The 17,807-nt window shown below is 65.7% G+C and carries 19 protein-coding genes; 7 read left to right on the top strand and 12 right to left on the bottom strand.

Features of this window, described 5'->3' with window-relative positions; all coding sequences use genetic code 11:
• Nucleotides 1-3: 3 nt before the first annotated feature.
• Nucleotides 4-1,047: a phosphotransferase family protein gene (locus tag AWC06_RS10400; protein WP_085197080.1), complete on the bottom strand. Its 1,044-nt coding sequence runs from the start codon at nt 1,045-1,047 to the stop codon at nt 4-6.
• A gap of 9 nt (nt 1,048-1,056) precedes the next feature.
• On the bottom strand, nt 1,057-1,665 hold the full coding sequence (locus AWC06_RS10405; protein WP_085197081.1) for a histidine phosphatase family protein: 609 nt from the start codon (nt 1,663-1,665) through the stop codon (nt 1,057-1,059).
• A gap of 132 nt (nt 1,666-1,797) precedes the next feature.
• Between AWC06_RS10405 and AWC06_RS10410 the strand changes: the two genes are divergently transcribed.
• The 6 genes from AWC06_RS10410 (at nt 1,798) to AWC06_RS10435 (ending at nt 7,225) form a co-directional block, all read left to right on the top strand.
• Nucleotides 1,798-2,502: a DUF2510 domain-containing protein gene (locus AWC06_RS10410; protein ID WP_139820006.1), complete on the top strand. Its 705-nt coding sequence runs from the start codon at nt 1,798-1,800 to the stop codon at nt 2,500-2,502.
• Between the two features lie 72 nt (nt 2,503-2,574).
• Nucleotides 2,575-3,603, top strand: coding sequence for a phosphotransferase family protein (locus tag AWC06_RS10415; RefSeq protein WP_085197083.1), 1,029 nt, complete (start codon nt 2,575-2,577; stop codon nt 3,601-3,603).
• Complete coding sequence (locus tag AWC06_RS10420) at nt 3,600-4,364, top strand: SDR family NAD(P)-dependent oxidoreductase (protein ID WP_085197085.1); 765 nt, start codon at nt 3,600-3,602, stop codon at nt 4,362-4,364. The genes AWC06_RS10415 and AWC06_RS10420 overlap by 4 nt, the downstream gene beginning before the upstream one ends.
• A 14-nt stretch (nt 4,365-4,378) precedes the next feature.
• The gene (locus AWC06_RS10425) at nt 4,379-5,662 is read left to right on the top strand and encodes an acyl-CoA dehydrogenase family protein (protein ID WP_085197086.1); all 1,284 of its coding nucleotides are present in this window, start codon (nt 4,379-4,381) and stop codon (nt 5,660-5,662) included.
• Nucleotides 5,643-6,254 carry a TetR/AcrR family transcriptional regulator gene (locus AWC06_RS10430; protein ID WP_085197088.1) on the top strand — a complete coding sequence of 204 codons (612 nt, stop codon included), beginning with the start codon at nt 5,643-5,645 and terminating at the stop codon, nt 6,252-6,254. The genes AWC06_RS10425 and AWC06_RS10430 overlap by 20 nt, the downstream gene beginning before the upstream one ends.
• The gene (locus AWC06_RS10435) at nt 6,254-7,225 is read left to right on the top strand and encodes an NADPH:quinone oxidoreductase family protein (protein ID WP_085197089.1); all 972 of its coding nucleotides are present in this window, start codon (nt 6,254-6,256) and stop codon (nt 7,223-7,225) included. Before AWC06_RS10430 ends, AWC06_RS10435 begins: the two co-directional genes overlap by 1 nt.
• A 306-nt stretch (nt 7,226-7,531) precedes the next feature.
• Here AWC06_RS10435 and AWC06_RS10440 read toward each other — a convergent pair whose 3' ends face one another.
• Nucleotides 7,532-9,385 carry an alkyl/aryl-sulfatase gene (locus tag AWC06_RS10440; RefSeq protein ID WP_085197091.1) on the bottom strand — a complete coding sequence of 618 codons (1,854 nt, stop codon included), beginning with the start codon at nt 9,383-9,385 and terminating at the stop codon, nt 7,532-7,534.
• Nucleotides 9,386-9,512: 127 nt separating this feature from the next.
• Here AWC06_RS10440 and AWC06_RS10445 point away from each other — a divergent pair, with 127 nt between their 5' ends.
• Entirely contained in the window at nt 9,513-9,956 is a 444-nt protein-coding gene (locus AWC06_RS10445; RefSeq protein ID WP_085197133.1) for a lipoprotein LpqH, read from the top strand.
• Here AWC06_RS10445 and AWC06_RS10450 read toward each other — a convergent pair.
• The 9 genes from AWC06_RS10450 to AWC06_RS10485 all read right to left on the bottom strand — a co-directional run bounded on the left by AWC06_RS10450 (nt 9,943) and on the right by AWC06_RS10485 (nt 17,760).
• Nucleotides 9,943-11,790 (bottom strand): ArnT family glycosyltransferase, encoded by a 1,848-nt coding sequence (locus AWC06_RS10450; RefSeq protein WP_085197093.1) that lies wholly within the window; start codon nt 11,788-11,790, stop codon nt 9,943-9,945. The two genes, AWC06_RS10445 and AWC06_RS10450, sit on opposite strands and share 14 nt — an antisense overlap.
• A complete protein-coding gene (locus AWC06_RS10455; protein ID WP_085197095.1) occupies nt 11,787-13,007 on the bottom strand; it encodes a bifunctional glycosyltransferase family 2/GtrA family protein in 1,221 nt (406 codons plus the stop codon). Before AWC06_RS10455 ends, AWC06_RS10450 begins: the two co-directional genes overlap by 4 nt.
• Before the next feature lie 45 nt (nt 13,008-13,052).
• Complete coding sequence (locus AWC06_RS10460; RefSeq protein ID WP_085197097.1) at nt 13,053-14,540, bottom strand: sensor histidine kinase; 1,488 nt, start codon at nt 14,538-14,540, stop codon at nt 13,053-13,055.
• Nucleotide 14,541: 1 nt separating this feature from the next.
• Entirely contained in the window at nt 14,542-15,246 is a 705-nt protein-coding gene (locus tag AWC06_RS10465) for a response regulator transcription factor (RefSeq protein ID WP_085197135.1), read from the bottom strand.
• Between the two features lie 124 nt (nt 15,247-15,370).
• Nucleotides 15,371-15,526, bottom strand: coding sequence for a DUF6131 family protein (locus AWC06_RS22970; RefSeq protein WP_139820007.1), 156 nt, complete (start codon nt 15,524-15,526; stop codon nt 15,371-15,373).
• A gap of 2 nt (nt 15,527-15,528) precedes the next feature.
• On the bottom strand, nt 15,529-15,789 hold the full coding sequence (locus tag AWC06_RS10470; RefSeq protein ID WP_085197099.1) for a hypothetical protein: 261 nt from the start codon (nt 15,787-15,789) through the stop codon (nt 15,529-15,531).
• Between the two features lie 169 nt (nt 15,790-15,958).
• A complete protein-coding gene (locus tag AWC06_RS10475) occupies nt 15,959-16,903 on the bottom strand; it encodes a class I SAM-dependent methyltransferase (protein WP_085197100.1) in 945 nt (314 codons plus the stop codon).
• A 55-nt stretch (nt 16,904-16,958) separates the two neighbouring features.
• Nucleotides 16,959-17,372, bottom strand: coding sequence for an MmcQ/YjbR family DNA-binding protein (locus AWC06_RS10480; RefSeq protein WP_085197102.1), 414 nt, complete (start codon nt 17,370-17,372; stop codon nt 16,959-16,961).
• A gap of 4 nt (nt 17,373-17,376) precedes the next feature.
• Nucleotides 17,377-17,760 (bottom strand): nuclear transport factor 2 family protein, encoded by a 384-nt coding sequence (locus AWC06_RS10485; RefSeq protein WP_085197104.1) that lies wholly within the window; start codon nt 17,758-17,760, stop codon nt 17,377-17,379.
• Nucleotides 17,761-17,807 lie beyond the last annotated feature (47 nt).

Here is a 17,807-nt window from a genome sequence, read left to right on the forward strand (position 1 = left end):
CGCCTAGCCCGACGTCTGCAGCTGGGCCAGCCCACGGGCGATCAGCGGCGCCACCGTGTCCCCCACCCGGTCGGCGGCGTCGATATCCGCGGAACCCGACACGCGGCTGCGGAAATCGATCCCGGCGGCGATGATCGCCAACTTGAAGTAGGCCAGCGACATGTAGAAGTCCCAGTGCGCCAACGGCTGTCCGGAAACCAGCGAGTAGCGGTGCGCAAGTTCGTCGGCGACCGGCAACATCGGCGACGTCCAGGCGGCCTGCGCGTTGAGGATCAGATCCAGCGACGGATCGCGGTACACGCACATCAACGCCGCGTCGCTGAGCGGATCTCCGAGCGTGGAGAGTTCCCAGTCCACCACGGCGCGCACCCGACTGGGGTCCCGCGCGTCCAGGATGGTGTTGTCGATCCGGTAATCGCCGTGGACGATCGACGTGCGGCTCTGCTGCGGAATCGATTGGCCCAGAGCCGAATGCAGCCGTTGAACGTCGGCGTCGCGGTCGTCGTCGGGCAACCGCACAAGCTCCCACTGTGAGCCCCACCGACGGACCTGGCGTTCCAGATACCCGCTCGGCTTGCCGAAGTCGTCGAGTCCGACCGCGCTCGGGTCGACGGCGTGCAGGTCCGCCAGCACCTGGATCAGCGCGTCCACACAGCCGTCGATGATGTGCTCGTCGCCCAACGCCTCAAGTTCGGTGCGGCTGCGCACCACCTGCCCCGCAACGTATTCGACGATTTGGAACGGCGCGCCGATCACGGACTCGTCGTTACACAGCGCGACCGCGCGGGCCACCGGAACCGCGGTGTCGGCGAGGGCGGCGACCACGCGGTACTCGCGGACCATGTCGTGCGCCGAGGGCGTCAGTCCATGCAGCGGCGGTCGGCGCAGCACCCACTTCGACGAGTCGTCGTGGACCAGGAAGGTCAGGTTGGAGCGGCCGCCCGAGATCAGCTGTGCGTGCAGCTCGCCGTCACGGCCGACGCCGGCGCAACGCAGATACTCGTCCAGCGCGGCCAGATCGAGCCCGTCAAGCGGCGAGGAAGTCACCGGACTTGTCTACCATCGCTGATTGCGGGGCAGCAGGTCCCAGACGTGCTCGGTGCCGTTTACCGTCACCACGGTCGCTTGGCCGGACCGGGAGAACAGCAGTCGCGTCACCGACACGTAGTCGATGGGGAACGACAGCAACCGCTTGGTTCCCAGAATCTCGTGCAGCATCACGTTGATCACGCCGCCGTGGCTGAACACCGCCACAGTGTCCTCGTGATCGGCCGCGGTGACGACGTCGTCGACCGCCGCCGCTATCCGGGCGCGAAACGCCTGTTCGTCGACCGAGCTGGGTAGATGACCTTCCGCCATTCGGGCCCACTCGTGCGGGTTCTCGTCGCGGATGTGCTCGATCGGGATGTAGACGGGCAGGTCGCGGTCGTATTCGGCGAAGCGGTCGTCGATTTCGACCGGCAGCTCGCGCGCCGCGGCGACAGGCTCGGCGGTCTGGATGGCGCGCCGCTGCGGGCTGCTCACCACCCGGGAGATCGGAAACCTGGCCAGCGCGTCGGGTAACCGCGCGACCTGCTTGAAACCTTCCTCGGACAGGTCCGGGTCGGATCCCTGGCCAGGTTCGCTGCGCAGCGGCAAGGCATGCCGGACCAGGAGCAGTTGCATGCCTTCATCCTGCCGTCGGCGAGATCTGGCCTGACGCCGAGTCCCTTGGCGTTACGATCCGCGCCAAGAATTCTGCAAGCGTGCGGGGCAAGACTTCAACCACCTCTAGGCATCGTCCGAGGGAGAAAGAAGATGACGACTCACCCACCGGCCCCGGACTGGTACCCGGACCCCAGCGGCAAGCCCGGCCTGATGTATTGGGACGGCGAGCAATGGCACAAGCAGATCCCCGATGCCTCCTCACCCGATGAGCGGCCACCGGACGAGCCGATCCCACCGACGCAACGGCCCCGACGCCGGACTTCACAAATCGCCGTGTACGTCGCGGCCGTCGCGCTCCTGGCAGCCGGGGCGGGCGTCACCAGCTACCTCCTGGTGCGGCACTCACCGCCATCCCAAACACCAACGGCACAGCCCGCGTCGCCTTCGGGCCAACCCACGCAACCCCCGCGACCCGCACAACCCGCGCCACCGCCGGCGGCGTTAGGCCGATTCGTCGGCTCGTGGCACGCGCACGAGGAGAGTCTCACCATCCAGTCAGACGGCCACGGTCGCGAGACCTACAGCGACCGATCGACTTGCCCGGACGCCCCTATGGCTGGGTGTGGCGTGACAGGAACCGTCGACTTCTTATTGACGCAGGTCTCGGGCGACACCGCGACCGGGACCATCACCGCATCCTCAAATCCCAAGTCGCCCACAGGTGGTCCGGTAAGCATCAAGCTCGTCGGCGGGGGTCAGGGACTCGAGTTGACAATCGCCGGCGGGGACCAGGGCTTCCCGTTCTGCAACTCCAACGCCAGCGGCCCCGCAAGGAACTACTACTGCGGTGCGTGACAAGCGGGCACAGCCGGGTAGGCGTCCCGCCTAGAGAATGCTATTCTCCGCACAGAGAGCGAGGTGTGCGGCATGGCAGTGGCTAGCGAGCCCCAATTGGACGCGAGCATCCTCGGACGCTGGCTGGACGCGAACGGCGCACCTGGCGACGGCGAAGAGCCCTTCCTGGAGCCGCTGTCCGGCGGCTCGCAAAACACGCTCTATCTGATCGAGCGTGGCGGGCGGCGCATGGTTTTGCGGATGCCCGACGCCCGGGCCGACGCGGCCCGCATCGACGGCCTGCTGCGCGAAATCCGACTGGTGCGGGCGCTGTCCGACACCGACGTGCCACATGCCGAGCTGATCGCCGCCAACGACGCCGGCGATCTGCTCGGCATGCCCTTCTACGTGATGGCTGCGATCGACGGGTGGAGTCCGATGGGCGGCTGGGAGGCGCCGTTCGACACCGACCTGACCGCCCGGCGCGGACTGGCGTTCCAGCTCGTCGAAGGCGCCGCCAAGCTGGGCAGGGTGGACTGGCGCGCGCAGGGGCTGGAGGGATTCGGCCGCCCGGACGGATTCCACGAGCGGCAGGTCGACAGGTGGCTCTCTTTTCTCGATGCATACCGGGTACGTGACCTGCCCGGCCTGGACAAGGCCGCCGACTGGTTACGCCGTAACCGGCCCGCGCACTACACGCCCGGCATCATGCACGGCGACTACCAGTTCGCGAATGTGATGTTCGCCCACGGCGCGCCGGCCCGGCTGGCCGCGATCGTGGATTGGGAGATGACCACGGTCGGCGACCCGCTGCTGGACTTGGCCTGGTGCCTGCTCGGCTATGACGGTGAGCATCCGCGGGCCGACGGCTTCTATCTGGACCTCGCGGGCATGCCGACGCGCAGCGAACTGCTCGAGCATTACGAGAAGGTCAGTGGGCTCTCGACCGAGAACATCCACTACTACCTGGTGCTGGCCAATTGGAAACTCGGGATCGTGCTCGAAAAGACCTATGCTGCCGGGGTGCGCACCGGCAAGGTCGACCCGAAGATCACCGAGGCGTTCGGGCCGATGATCCTGCAGTTGATCGCCACGGCGGCTGAACTGGCGGACGCGAAATGAGCTATGCCGAGCAGCTTTTCGACCTGACCGACCAGGTGGTTCTGATCACCGGCGGCAGCCGCGGGCTGGGCCGGGAAATGGCCTTCGGGGCCGCGCGCTGTGGCGCGGACGTCGTGATCGCCAGCCGCAACATGGACAACTGTGTGGCCACCGCCAAGGAGATCGAGCAAGACACCGGCCGGACGGCGATGCCGTATGCGGTGCATGTGGGACGGTGGGATCAGCTCGACGGCTTGGTCGACGCGACGTACGAGCGCTTCGGCAAGGTTGACACCCTGATCAACAACGCGGGCATGTCCCCGCTCTACGGGAAGCTCACCGATGTCACCGAGAAGCTGTTCGACGCGGTGGTCAACCTCAACCTCAAAGGCCCATTCCGGTTGTCCGCATTGGTCGGTGAGCGCATGGTCGCCGCGGGCCGCGGCTCGATCATCAACGTCAGCACCGCCGGCTCGCTGCGTCCGACACCGGACATCATCCCCTACGCCGCGGCCAAGGCCGGTCTCAACGCGATGACCGAGGCGCTGGCCAAGGCCTTCGGCCCGAAGGTACGCGTCAACACATTGATGGCCGGCCCGTTTCTGACAGACGTCAGCAAGTCGTGGAACCTCGAGCAGGCCACCCAGAACCCATTCGCTCATCTTTCGCTGCAGCGGGCCGGTGACCCGCCCGAAATCGTCGGCGCCGCATTGTTTTTGGCCTCCGACGCGTCCAGCTTCACCACCGGCTCGATTCTGCGGGCCGACGGCGGGATCCCCTGAAAGGAGCGCTGCAGATGGCATGGGACTTCTCCACCGAACCGGAATTCGAGAAGAAGCTCGATTGGATCCGCGAGTTCGTCCGCGAAGAGGTCGAGCCGCTGGAGGTGCTCTTCCCCGGCTGCGAGTTCTTGCCGCTGAACGAGGAGCGCCGCCGCATCGTCGACCCGCTCAAACAGCAGGTGCGCGACCAGGGGCTGTGGGCACCGCACCTGGGTCCCGAACTCGGCGGGCAGGGCTTCGGCGCGGTCAAGCTGACCCTGATCAACGAGATTCTGGGGCGCAGCCCATGGGCTCCGATCGTGTTCGGCACGCAGGCACCCGATACCGGCAATGCCGAGATCCTGGCTCGGTTCGGCACCCAAGACCAGAAGGACCGCTATCTGGCGGGGCTGTTATCCGGAGAGATCTTCTCCTGCTTCTCGATGACCGAGCCGCAGGGCGGCGCGGATCCGCGTGTGTTCACCACCCGGGCCGTGCGCAACGGCGACGATTGGGTGATCACCGGACGAAAGTACTTCTCCTCCAACGCATCCGTCGCGTCGTTCTTCATCGTCGTCGCCATCACCGATCCGGACGTGCCGGTGCATCGCGGGGCCTCGACATTCCTTATTCCGGCTGGCACGCCGGGGCTGACCGTGGAAGCAACCCACCATCTGGTCGGAGCGGACCCGCATGAACCGGGGCATTCCTTAGTGCGCTACGACGGTGTGCGAGTGCCGTCCGATGCATTGCTGGGCGAGCCGGGCCAGGGCTTCTTGATCCTGCAGACTCGACTGGCCGGTGGCCGGTTGCATCACGCGATGCGATCGATCGGGATGGCGCAGCGCGCTGTTGAAATGATGTCGAAGCGGGCGAAAAGCCGGTACACCCAAGGTAGTTCGCTCGCCGACAAGCAACTGGTGCAAGAGTTCATCGCCGACTCGTATACCGAGTTGATACCGTTTCGGCTCACCGTGTTGCACGCCGCGTGGCTGATCGACAACGGCGACGAGCATGCCGCGCGCGCCGAGATTGGCGCCTGCAAGATTTTGGCGTCGCAAGTCCTCAAATCGATTGCAATGCGGGCGATTCAGGTGCATGGCGCACTGGGCCTCACCGATCAACTGCCACTGGTCAATGTCCTACTGGGTGGCATCGCGCTCGGGTTGGCAGATGGCCCAACCGAGGCGCACAAGGTCAACCTGGCCCGGATGCTTCTCAAAAACTACGAGGCCGAAGAGGCAGAGTGGCCCAGCGAGATGCTGAACGTACGACGCGAGGCCGCGCGCGCCAAATACGGTGAGCTCGTTGACCAGTAGCAGAGTCACCGCGGCGGTCGAGCGTGCACTCGATGATCGGCAGCGCGAGGCCACCGAGGAAGTCGAACGCATCCTGGCAGCGGCCGTTCGGGTGATGGAACGTGTGGCGCCCGAGCCGCCGCGGGTCAGCGACATCGTCGCTGAGGCCGGCTCGTCGAACAAGGCGTTCTATCGGTACTTCGCCTGCAAGGACGATGTCATTCTTGCAGTCATGGAGCGCGGCGTCGCGATCGTCGTCTCCTATCTGCAGCACCAGATGGCCAAGGAGCCAACACCGGCGGGCAAGGTGAAACGCTGGATCGAGGGCGCTCTCGCGCAGGTCGCCGACCCGCACCTGATCAGCATGAGCCGAGCCGCGGCCGGCCAGCTATCGGCCACCGCCAATGTCGATGCGGAGATCATGCAGCCGATGCGCGAGCTGCTGACCGAACCGGTCGCGGCATTGGGCAGCGCCGACGTTCGCCGCGACGCCGACGTCGTCTTCCAGTGCACGGCAGCCGCCATGCGCCGCTACCTGGATTCCACTGCCCGGCCCGGGCCCGAGGACATCGATCATTTGGTGCGGTTCTGTTTACGCGGTCTGGGCGCGTGATGCGCGCGGTTGTCTGCCGTTCCTACGGCCCGCCGGAAGACCTGGTTCTCGACGACGTCGCCGATCCGACCCCGGGCCCGGGCCAGCTGGTGGTGCGGGTGCGCGCCGCCGCGGTGAACTTTCCCGACGTGCTGTTGATCGCCGGCAAATACCAGGTCAAGATTCCGGTCCCGTTCACCCCGGGCAGCGAGCTGGCCGGAGAGGTGCTGGCCGTCGGCACCAGTGCGCGGTTTCAGCCGGGCGACCGGGTGTTCGGGACCACCCCCACCGGCGCGTTCGCCGAGCTGGCGCTGCTCGACGCGCACGCAGCGGCGCCAGTGCCCGACGGCGCAGACTTCGCCTCCGCAGCGGCATTCGGCGTCACGTACCGCACCGCGTATCACGCCCTGAGGTCGGTTGCCCAAGTGGGGGATGGCGATTGGGTGGTTGTCCTTGGGGCCGCAGGTGGGGTGGGGCAGGCCGCGCTCGACTTGGCGGTCGCCATGAAAGCCCGTGTGCTGGCTGCGGCGTCGACCGAGGAGAAGCTCGACGTCTGCCGGCAGCGCGGCGCCCAGGCGGCAGTGGATTACGAGCGGGAGGATCTCAAGTCCCGCATCCGCGAGCTCACCGACGTCGGCGCCCACGTCGTCGTCGATCCCGTCGGCGGGCCGTATGCCGAGCAGGCGCTGCGCGGCCTTGCCCGCGGCGGAGTCTTCGTCACACTCGGCTATGCCGCGGGCGCGATTCCCGCGATTCCGCTCAATCTGGTTCTGCTCAAGGACATCACGATCCGCGGCATGGAGATCCGCACCTTCACTGCCGATCACCCCGACGAAGCCGCCCGCGACATGGCCGAGCTGCACCAGATGTTCGCTGACGGCCTGATCCGTCCCTATATCGGTGCGCGGTTCGGGTTGTCGGACACCGCGACGGCACTACGACATGTCGCCGAGCGCAAGGCGATCGGCAAGGTGGTTATCGACGTCGCTTGATTTGCGGTGCAGTCACATTGGTCACGGGAGCCCCTGGGCCGAGAGACATACCCTTTGCCCGCCTTCGAGCGACAAATTCTTCGGGGGTTTAGTTGTCGCTCAGAGCGTTCGGGGCTGCGCGCCGGTATGGGGGCGAACATGCCGTCGGGTGTGTGGTTTCGTACGCGACGCGCCGGCGTTGGCGCACAGAAACGCACATTCGACGAAGTGCTCTGTCCGCCGACCACGGTTGTCGCTCAGAGGCGGGCAAATAGTGCTTTCCCTCCCGATCGAGACTTGTGTGGCAAATGTGACCGCTGCGGCTCGTTACGGCGTGACGATGTTGAATGCCGGGTCGGGCCTCTCCAGGACGGCCAGAAACGCCTGCAGGGCCGCCTGGTCACCGGATACCTCTAGCCCGGGCGAGCCGACGTCGCCCATCACCACCGCGAGTAGGCCCATCGCATTGCCCACAGTCACAGTCACATTCGCCGAATCGGAGTCGGCGGGCACGTTGCGATGTACCAGCACGCCGTTACGCAGCGTGAGCCGGTAATTGGTGTCGAGGTCGGTGAACGTGACGTCGACGGCGAGGTCCAGGTCCCAAGCGCGCGGCCCGTTGACGGCGATGGCCAGGCCGTCGAAGATCTGCTCCGGTGTCAGCTGAGACATCAACGACGGGGAGGCCACTTGCGCCGCGGTGCCGAAGTTGCCGTCGCGCAACTCGACGGCGCCCGACAAAAAGAAATTGCGCCACGTTGCGTTCTCGGCGCCGTAGGCCAACTGCTCCAACGTGTCGGCGTACAGCTTGCGGGCAGCCGCATGCGTACTGTCGGCGAACACCGCGTGATCGAGTAACGTTGCAGCCCAACGATGATCACCGGTAGCGAAGGCCTGCCGAGCCAGTTCGACAACACGATCGATCCCGCCCATCGCCTCGACGTACCGGGGAGCCAACGCCTCCGGCGGGTGTGGCCACAGACGAGCGGGGTTACCGTCGAACCAGCCCATGTAACGCTGATAGATCGCCTTCACGTTGTGGCTGACCGAGCCGTAGTACCCGTGGGTGTGCCACGCCTTGTTCAATGCAGGTGGCATCTCAAGGTTTTCGGCGATCTCGGTGCCGATGTAACCCTGGTTGAGCAGCCGTAGCGTCTGGTCGTGCAAATAGGCGTACAGGTCACGTTGCAGCGACAGGAATTCGACGACCCGCTCGCGCCCCCAGGTCGGCCAGTGGTGCGACGCGAACACCACATCGGTGCGATGCGCAAACGTGTCGATCGCCTCGGTGAGATAGCCGGCCCAGGCATGCGGGTCACGCACCAGCGCGCCGCGCAGGGTTAACAGGTTGTGCAGATTGTGGGTCGCGTTCTCGGCCATACACAATGCGCGGAATCGCGGGAAGTAGAAGTGCATTTCGGCAGGAGCCTCGGTGCCGGGGGCCATCTGGAATTCGATTTCCGCCCCGTCGATGGTGTGAGTTTCACCGGTAGCTCGGATGTCGACGGTGGGAACAATCAGGGCTATCTCACCGGTTGAGGGAACCTGGCCCAGGCCACAGCCGACCTGTCGTTGCGGCCCGCGCGCCAGCATCGCGCCGTACATGTAGGTCGCGCGACGCGCCATGGCGGGTCCGGCGTAGACGTTTTCTTGCACGGCATGCTTGGTAAATCCCTCCGGCGCCAGCACCGCCACCTTGCCGGCATCCACGTCGGCCTGTGAGGTCACGCCCAGCACCCCACCGAAATGGTCGACGTGGCTGTGCGTGTAGATCACCGCAACCACAGGTCGGTCACCGCGCCGGCTGCGATACAGCGTCAGCGCCGCCGCCGCCACTTCGGTGGACACCAACGGGTCGATGACAATGAGGCCGGTATCGCTTTCTACAAAGCTGATATTGGAGATATCCAAGCCGCGGACCTGATAGATACCCGGCACAACCTCGTACAGACCGTGCTTCGCGGTCAGCATCGACTGCCGCCACAAGCTGGGATGCACCGATGGCGGTGCGGGGCCGGCAAGGAACGAATAGGCGTCGTTGTCCCACACCACGCGGCCGTCCGCGGCTTTGACGACGCACGGCTTCAGCGCGGCAATGAACCCGCGGTCGGCGTCGTCGAAATCCGTTGTGTCGCCGAGCGGTAGCCCGTGAGACCGGTCGGCGGGAGGTTTCTGGTCCACCGCCCGACACTATGTGACCCGAAAATAAATTTTTGGCGAATTCGCTACTCGCCGTTCGGTAAGCCTGCATACTTCCGAAACGGTCCGTGAAGTGCCTATGGACCGCCACAACGGCAAAGGAGCAGGAGTGAACCGATCAGTAACGATCGCTGCAGCAGCGACGGCGATCGTCGTTGCAGGTCTATCGGGATGTTCGAGCGGCGGGCAGAAGGTCAGCACGTCAGGCCACGCCAAGGTGGTCGTCGACGGCAAGGACCAGAACGTCAAGGGTCAGGTCACCTGCCAAAAGGCTGGGGGCGAACTCCAGATAGGGATCGGTCAACCTGGTACATCCGGCGCCATTGCGGTCCAGGCCACCGATGCCAATCCGCCCGACATTCACCAGATCGCACTGGGCAATGTCGACGGTGTCAACCTCGCTTACCAGAAGGGCAGCCCCGGGGCCAGCGCTCAAGCCACCGTGGACGGCAACGGCTACAAGTTCACCGGGACAGCGACGGGCGTAAACACGTCCAACCCGATGGCGGGGATGGTGAGCAAGCCGTTCGAGATCAACGTCACCTGCCCGTAGCAAGGTCATAGACCGTCGCGCCGTTCACCTTTCGCGGAACGAAGTTCGCGGTCACCCATTTGGTGATCTGATCCGCTGCGGTGGAGGCTGAACGCGGATCGCCTTGGTGTCCGGGGGGTCCGTGCCTATCGGTGTCGTCGCGGATGAAGTAGCGGATCTGCCCGTCTGCGACATAGCGCTGAAACTGCGCGAGCGTCGGGAAGTTGTCGCGGCCGCTGAAGCCGCCGACCGCCATGGCTGACTTGCCTGCGCTCAGTTCCAGATTGTCGGCAGTATGTGCACCGACAGTGGCCGCGGCCCAACGGTTATCGACTCCGACCAGTAACTCGCTGAGGGGCCGGTTGTCGGTGGCTCGTTGATCGCGGTGTCCGGGCCCGGAGGTGGGGATGGCGCCGCCGTGATACACCGCCACGGCTTCGACGGTGTATGCGGCGGTGGCACCCAGGCCGAACAGCAGTCCCGCCGCGCACACTATCGCGGTCCGGTGGCCCGCTCGATGTGCGCCGATCACCAAAACGAATGCGGTGGCGATGGTTCCGATCAACAGCGCCCACCGCAGCCAGGGCAGCCAGTCCGGTGTGCGGTCGAGCAGGACGAAGTTCCACACACCGGTTGCGACCAGCATCACGGCCAAACTGGCCCGCGACGATCCGAAATGCCTGCCCCACCACAGCTCTCGCAGCGCGATGGCCAAGACTGCGGCGATTGCCGGCGCCAGCTCGATCGTGTAGTACGGGTGCATGATGCCGCGCATGTAGCTGAACACCAGTGCGGCCACCAACAACCAACCGCCCCAGAGCAGGAGGCTTGCCCGCACGGGGCCAGTCCACGGCGCCGACCGGGTCAACCACAGCATGGCGATCAGTCCGATCAACGCGGCGGGCAGCAGCCAGGAGATCTCGGTGCCCATGGACATCCCGAACAATCGGCCGATGCCCGGTCCACCGCCGAACATCAGCGATCCCCCGGGCGGCCCGCCACCCGGCCGGGGGCCAAAACCGTGGTTGCCGTCCCCGCCCAGCACCCGACCCAGGCCGTTGTAAGCCAGCGCGAGCTGCAGCAAGCTGTTATCGGTGGACCCGCCGATGTACGGCCGCGAGTTCGCGGGCCAAATGGCCACCAGCACAACGAACCAGCCCGCCGAGACGACCGTCGTCGCCAATCCGATCAACAGATTGCGGATCCTGGTGCGCATGCTGCCGGGCGTCGCCACCAGCACCACTAGCACCAGCGCCGGAGCTACCAGAAAAGCCGCCATCATCTTCGTCAGGAAGGCGAACCCAAGCGCGGTGCCCGCCAGTGCAACCCATCGGCCCGTCGAGCCGTCCAGCGCACGGACCGTGCAGTAGGCAGCGGTGACGAGCAGCAGGACGAGTAAGGCGTCGGGGTCGTTGTATCGAAACATCAACGCCGCCAAGGGAGTTAGCGCGAGCAGCGTCCCGGCCAGCAGACCGGCGACCGGGCCGCTCGTCCGGCGCACGGCACCGTAGAGCAACGCCACCGACCCGACGCCCATCAGGGCCTGCGGAAGCAGCATTGACCATGCGCTGAACCCGAACAACCGAGCCGACAGACCCATCACCCACATCGCCGCGGGCGGCTTGTCGACGGTGATGGCGTTGCCGGGATCCAGCGAGCCGAAGAGCCAGGCTTTCCAGTTTTGCGTGCCGGACTGCACTGCGGCGGCGTAGAACTCGTTGGCGTATCCCGAGGCGCCCAACCCCCAGAGGTAGAGCAGCGCCGTCGCTGCCAGCAGTGTCCAGAGTGCGGGCCGTAGCCACCGCGACGAGCGCGCCGCAGGCGCTGGGATCACCACCGGTGCAACGTCGGTCATGAGAAGACCCAGTTGCGCAGCAGCACGAACCGCAGGACGGTCGCAGCCAAGTTGGCCAATACCAGGACCGCCAGCTCCAGCATCCGTGACGGGTCGGCGGCCCAGTGCAGGACGGCCAATGCACCACTGGTGAGCGCCAACCCGATGGCGAACACCACCAACCCCTCGAACTGGTGGCGTACCGCGCCCACGGCGCCCCGCACCCCGAACGTGAACCGGCGGTTAGCCGCGGTGTTGGCCACCGCGGTCACCAGCAGGGCGATCAGGTTCGCCGGCTGCGGGCCCAGCGGGCGCAGCAGCAAGAACAGCCCCAGGTACGCCAGCGTGCTGAGGATGCCGATGGCGCTGAAGCGCACACCCTGGCCCAGCAGCGACCGAGGCGCGCCGGCGCGTCCGAACTGTGCACCGATCGCTTGCACCGGTATCTCGCCGCAAGCAAAGCCCTTGAGCAGCCTGGCGATTCCCTTGAGGTCAGCCAACGCTGTTGCGACGACATCGACGCGGCTGTCGGGATCGTCGACCCAATCGACCGGCACCTCATGGATCCGCAATTCGCTGCGCTCGGCCAACACCAGCAGCTCGGTGTCGAAGAACCATCCGGTATCACGCACATACGGCAGCAGCTGCCGCGCGACATCGGAGCGGATCGCCTTGAACCCGCACTGTGCGTCACTGAACCGCGTCGCCAGCGTCGACCGCAAAATCAGGTTGTAGCACCGCGAGATCACCTCGCGCTTAGGGCCGCGCACGACGCGGGAGCCGCGGCCGAGCCGAGTCCCGATCGCCAGGTCGGAATGCCCGGAAACCAGCGGCGCCACCAAGGGAGCCAGCGCGGCGAGGTCAGTCGACAAGTCGACGTCGGTGTAAGCCAAGACCGGTGCGTCCGACGTCGACCACACGGCGTGCAGCGCACGGCCGCGGCCCTTCTGCTCCAGCCGGATTGCGCGAACCTCGGCGAGCTCGTCGGCCAATTTCATGGCGATCAGCGGCGTCGCGTCCGTACTGGCATTGTCGGCGATCGTGATCCGGAACGTGAACGGGAAGTCGCGCGACAGGTAGCGGTGCAGACGACGAACCGAATCCGCGAGGGCCGCTTGTTCGTTGTACACCGGAACGACGATGTCGAGAACGGGAACGCCGCACTCGGTGGTGATCGGTGCGGCGTTGGGGTGGGCCACGAAATCTGCGCGGGCACCGGGCAATTCGACAGTGGTCATGGTTCCAATGGTCGCCGCGGGCCGTGGGTCTGCCGTTAGTGCCGACTATGTGTGGGCTGTGAGTGGCAACCGCACGCTGAATTCGGTGTGTCCCGGCTTGCTTTCCAACGTGATCGTGCCGTCGTGCGCTTTGACCACCGCCGACACGATCGCCAGGCCCAGGCCGGTGCTGCCGCCCTTACGTGAGCGGGAGGTGTCGCCGCGGGCAAAGCGCTCGAATACCTCGGTCTGCAACTGCTCGGGGATCCCGGGCCCGTTGTCGATCACGGTCAGCACGGCGTGCGTCGCATCGGAGGCCAATCGTGTGGTCACGACGGTTCCCGGGCCGGTGTGGATGCGGGCGTTGGCGAGCAGATTGGTCACCACCTGATGCAGCCGCGCGGCGTCACCGTCGACGATCACCGGCTCCTCGGGCAAGTCGAGCTCCCACTGCTGATCGGGCCCCGCGATATGCGCATCGCTGACCGCGTCGACGGCCACCCGGGACAGATCCACCGGTTCGCGGTCCAATGGCCGACCGGAATCCAGCCGTGCCAGCAGCAGCAAGTCCTCGACGAGACGGGTCATCCGCTCGGTTTCGGATTGCACGCGGCTCATCGCGTGCGCTACCGCGTCGCTGGCGCCTTCCTTCTCGCGGACCCGTTGCGCCAGCTCGGTATAGCCGCGGATCGCGGCCAGCGGTGTACGCAATTCGTGGCTGGCGTCGGCGACGAACTGGCGCACTCGGGTCTCGCTGGCCTGCCGCGTCGAGAGCGCGGCGGCGATGTGGTCGAGCATGCGATTCAGGGCCGAGCCGAGCTGCCCGACTTCGGTGCGGGGGTTGGCGTCCGCTTCGCGCACCCGCACCGGCAGCGTGACCTCGCCGCGGTCCAACGGCAGGTCGACGACCTCTCCGGCGGTTTGCGCGACGCGCCGCAACGGCGCCAGTGCGCGCCGGATGATCATGATGCCGGCGGTGGTGGCTGCCGCGACGCCGATCACGATGACAACCGCGAAGATCAGCAGCACCCGGATCATGGTGGCGTCCACGTTGGACAGCGGCAGACCGGTGACGACGACATCGCCGCCGCGCCACGTCGGCGCGGCCACCACGCGGTAACGGCCCAGGCCGTCGAGGTCACGAGTCACCGGCGTTGGGTTGATCGGGATCGCAGCGAGCTGGGCCTTCGCGGTGTCGGTCAACGCGGCACGGGAGCCCGTGTTGGTCAGGTATCCGGCGTCCACCTTCGTGTCGTTGGCGATCACCGCGGCGACCATGCCTACCGGCTGGCCGGGAGCGTCAAGGAACAACGGGCCCGGACCCGGCCTGGGAGACGGCCACTGGTGGTGGCGCCAGGGCATGGGAGGTGGGGGTGGGCCGCTGAAGATCCGCACCGAGCGGTGGGATGCCTCATGCACTTCGACGTCGAGCTGGCCGACGAGGTATCGGTACAACGCCAACTCGGTCACCGCACCGATCCCGACGCAGACGACGGCGAGCACCACGACCTGGCCGACCAACAGCCGAAGCCGAAGTGACCAAGTTCGTCGCATGCTAGCGGGCCGGCTTGAGCACGTAGCCCGCGCCGCGCAGCGTGTGGATCATGGGCTCGCGCCCGTTGTCGATTTTCTTGCGCAGATAGGAGATGTACAGCTCGACGATGTTGGACCGGCCGCCGAAGTCGTAACTCCACACCCGGTCCAGGATTTGTGCCTTGGAGAGCACCCGCTTGGCGTTGCGCATCATGAATCGCAGTAGCTCGAACTCGGTGGAGGTCAACGAGATCGGTTCACCGCCGCGAGTCACCTCGTGGCTGTCCTCGTTGAGCACCAGGTCGCCGACGACGAGCTGCGCGCCGCTGTCCTCGGTTGTCACCCCGGTGCGCCGCAGCAGCGCACGCAGCCGCAGCACCACCTCTTCGAGGCTGAACGGTTTGGTTACGTAGTCGTCGCCGCCGGCGGTCAGCCCGGCGATGCGATCTTCCACCGCGTCCTTCGCGGTAAGCAGCAGCACCGGCAGCTTGGGGTTCTGTTCGCGCAGCTTGTGCAGTACGTCGAGGCCGCTCATGTCGGGCAACATCACGTCGAGGACGACGACGTCGGGGCGCTCCGCCCGGGCCGCGGCCAGCGCCGACGCTCCGTCAGCGGCGGTGGCGATGTTCCAGCCCTCGTACCGAAGGGCCATCGACACCATCTCGGCGAGGACGGCTTCGTCGTCCACCACCAGCACATTGATCGGGTTGCCGTCGGCCCGGCGCATCACGACACGCTCGACCGATGCGTGGGGTTGGCTCACAGCATCCAAGTATGCGCACCGGCATGGGCCGATGCTGTGCGAACCCTATGCGCGCGCTGTGAGGTCGTCAGTCAGCGCAACCGGGCGGTTAATACCAGTATCGTCGGCCGGCGACGGGACGGCCGACACTGCCCAGGATCCAGAAGATCGCGCCGATGACCAGCAGGATGATGCCGAGCACCCACAGCAGGTGAATGCCGAACACGAATCCAAGGATCAGCAGGATGATGCCGAGGACGATCATGACTACTCCATTCCAACAAGGTGTTCGATGTCGACTGCGTGCATCGAACTGGGCTGTGGTAGGTGACAGTTCGCTACTTTCGGGTTGACGCCGGCGTAATTCAATGGACCGGCGATCACGGTGGCGGCGATGGTGCCCGCTGAGGCGCAGCTCGTGTCACCACCCTTGAAGTAGTCGCGCTGCCAGGCCGCAAAAACCCCGATAAGCAGCCAAACCAGCACAATGACGCCGACAGCTCCGCCATACCGCATCGTGACCTCCATCGTGTCGGCCTAACTCTTGCAGGTTGCGGTATTACCCAGCCCGTTATTTTCCAAACATCCAGTAAGCGGACGGCGGGATCTGGCCGTTAACTACTTGCCGGTAACCGACCGCGAATAGGACCGCTGTACCAAAACTGATGGCCAAACACCAAGTGCGGGTGGACGATTCCTACCCGGTAGCGGAAAGACGCTGTGCCGCCACGAATACCGTTGGCGGAATTACATCGTCGTCGGGGCAGCTGCGGCCGTAACGCGTCAGCATCTCTGCCAGGCTGATTGCCGATGCATCCCAGTCGTGTTCGCGCAGCCACTCGGGCAGGTCGGTGCGCTCCTCGGCGTACCACAGGTCTTCCACATCCGGCACCTCGGCGTCGAGCACCTGGGATGCCACGGCGCGGATGCGCTGCGACCGCTCCCGTTGACGAGCCAACAAAGCCGGATCAAGGGCGCTCTTTGCGGGTATGTTCGCGGCCAGCCAACTGCCCGCAGGGCTCAGCGCGTGAATACGGTCGAACAACAAATCCTGAGCCCTGGCGGGCAGATACCGGACCAACCCTTCGACCGACCATGCGCTTGGCTGCGCTGCGTCAAAACCCGCTTGCTGCAACGCAGTTGGCCAATCCTGCCGAAGATCGACCGCGACGTTGCGCAGATTACAGGTTGGGCGTGCACCCCTTTGTTGCAACGTGTTCGACTTGAACTCGAGGACCTTCTCCTGATCCAGCTCATACACGGTGGTCCCGTCCGGCCACGGCAGCCGCCACGCACGCGCGTCCAGGCCGGCCGCGAGGATCACCACCTGCCGAACGCCCAACTTCGCGGCGTTGAGGAAGAAGTCATCGAAAAACACTGTCCGCACGGCCACAAAGTCGACCATCACCCGCATCCGGGTCCGCAGGTCCGGATCGACATCGGCCAGTTCGGCCGACAGTGCGGGATTCGCGACCAGGCTCCACATGCCGTCGCCCGCAGCCTCCACAAACGCCCGGGCGAATGGATCCTGGATCAGCGGGTCTTCGCTTTCGGTCTCCGCGGCGCGCGCCGCGGCGACCCCCAGCGCCGTTGATCCGACGCTCTCGGTGATATCCCAGGAATCGTCATCCGTCCGCGGCACCGTCGTTACCTCCTGTCAGCAGTCAGCATCGGAGGGTACGCCTGCTGCCTGAACGCTACAGACGATGCGCGGCGAGCCATTCGGCCGCCCGCCGTTTCGACGCCCGTGACAGCCACGCGTCCTGGATGAGCTCGGCCAGCTCGGTCCTGCTGATTTCGGCTAATCGGCTGGCCCGCACCAGGACCGACGGATGCCCGTCGAAATGGTCGGTGGTGAAGAACGGTGTGCCGTGATCCTGCACCAGCGCCAGCTTGTCACTCTCCGACTCCACCCACAGCATGATCACGTCGGAATAGCGCTCCCCGGTGTCGGGGTCGACCGCGTCGGGTTGCGGCGTACGGAAGAATACGAACGACTTGCCGCCAACCTGATAGATCGCGTTGCCCTTCGGCCCTTCGATGCGCTTCGTATGCGGCATGGCAGCGGCGATCTTATGAACGTCGCTGAGCCGGGCCAGCCGGTCCGTCATCGGCCTACTGCTGCAGCTGCTCGGCCATGGCCGGCATGATCGTCTGTAAGGCTTTCAGTGGTCGCAGCATGACCTTGAAAGACACGATCTGCGAGTTGTCGTCCCAGTGGATCATGTCGATGCCGTTGACGTGGATGCCGTCGATGGTCGCGGCGAACTCCAGGATCGCCGAATTGTCCTTGTACCACTGCTCGACATAGTGAAAATCGCTGTTGCCGAAGACTTTTATGGCCGCCTTCAGGTAAGCGGCGGTCTTGGTGCGGCCCTCCTGCGGCGTGAACACCGCGGGCGAAAAGAACACTGCATCCTCGGCGAGCAGAGCGTCCAGTTCGTCTGCGCGGCCGTTTTCGACGATGTCGATCCAACGCTGGATTACGGGTGGGGTCATATCCCGATCCTTGCAGAGTGGACGGTAGCTTCAGCAACGTGGAGAAC

The organism is Mycobacterium fragae (assembly GCF_002102185.1).
GTDB lineage: Bacteria > Actinomycetota > Actinomycetes > Mycobacteriales > Mycobacteriaceae > Mycobacterium > Mycobacterium fragae.

Bases quoted from the DNA above. Each gene is read 5' to 3' on its own strand.
- AWC06_RS10480 (WP_085197102.1), bottom strand. From the start codon at position 17,372: ATGACGGACCGGCTGGCCCGGCTCAGCGACGTTCATAAGATCGCCGCT.
- AWC06_RS10460 (WP_085197097.1), bottom strand. From the start codon at position 14,540: ATGCGACGAACTTGGTCACTTCGGCTTCGGCTGTTGGTCGGCCAGGTC.
- AWC06_RS10410 (WP_139820006.1), top strand. From the start codon at position 1,798: ATGACGACTCACCCACCGGCCCCGGACTGGTACCCGGACCCCAGCGGC.
- AWC06_RS10450 (WP_085197093.1), bottom strand. From the start codon at position 11,790: ATGACCGACGTTGCACCGGTGGTGATCCCAGCGCCTGCGGCGCGCTCG.
- AWC06_RS10455 (WP_085197095.1), bottom strand. From the start codon at position 13,007: ATGACCACTGTCGAATTGCCCGGTGCCCGCGCAGATTTCGTGGCCCAC.
- AWC06_RS10435 (WP_085197089.1), top strand. From the start codon at position 6,254: ATGCGCGCGGTTGTCTGCCGTTCCTACGGCCCGCCGGAAGACCTGGTT.
- AWC06_RS10485 (WP_085197104.1), bottom strand. From the start codon at position 17,760: ATGACCCCACCCGTAATCCAGCGTTGGATCGACATCGTCGAAAACGGC.
- AWC06_RS10420 (WP_085197085.1), top strand. From the start codon at position 3,600: ATGAGCTATGCCGAGCAGCTTTTCGACCTGACCGACCAGGTGGTTCTG.
- AWC06_RS10465 (WP_085197135.1), bottom strand. From the start codon at position 15,246: ATGCGCCGGGCCGACGGCAACCCGATCAATGTGCTGGTGGTGGACGAC.
- AWC06_RS22970 (WP_139820007.1), bottom strand. From the start codon at position 15,526: ATGATCGTCCTCGGCATCATCCTGCTGATCCTTGGATTCGTGTTCGGC.
- AWC06_RS10425 (WP_085197086.1), top strand. From the start codon at position 4,379: ATGGCATGGGACTTCTCCACCGAACCGGAATTCGAGAAGAAGCTCGAT.
- AWC06_RS10415 (WP_085197083.1), top strand. From the start codon at position 2,575: ATGGCAGTGGCTAGCGAGCCCCAATTGGACGCGAGCATCCTCGGACGC.
- AWC06_RS10405 (WP_085197081.1), bottom strand. From the start codon at position 1,665: ATGCAACTGCTCCTGGTCCGGCATGCCTTGCCGCTGCGCAGCGAACCT.
- AWC06_RS10470 (WP_085197099.1), bottom strand. From the start codon at position 15,789: ATGGAGGTCACGATGCGGTATGGCGGAGCTGTCGGCGTCATTGTGCTG.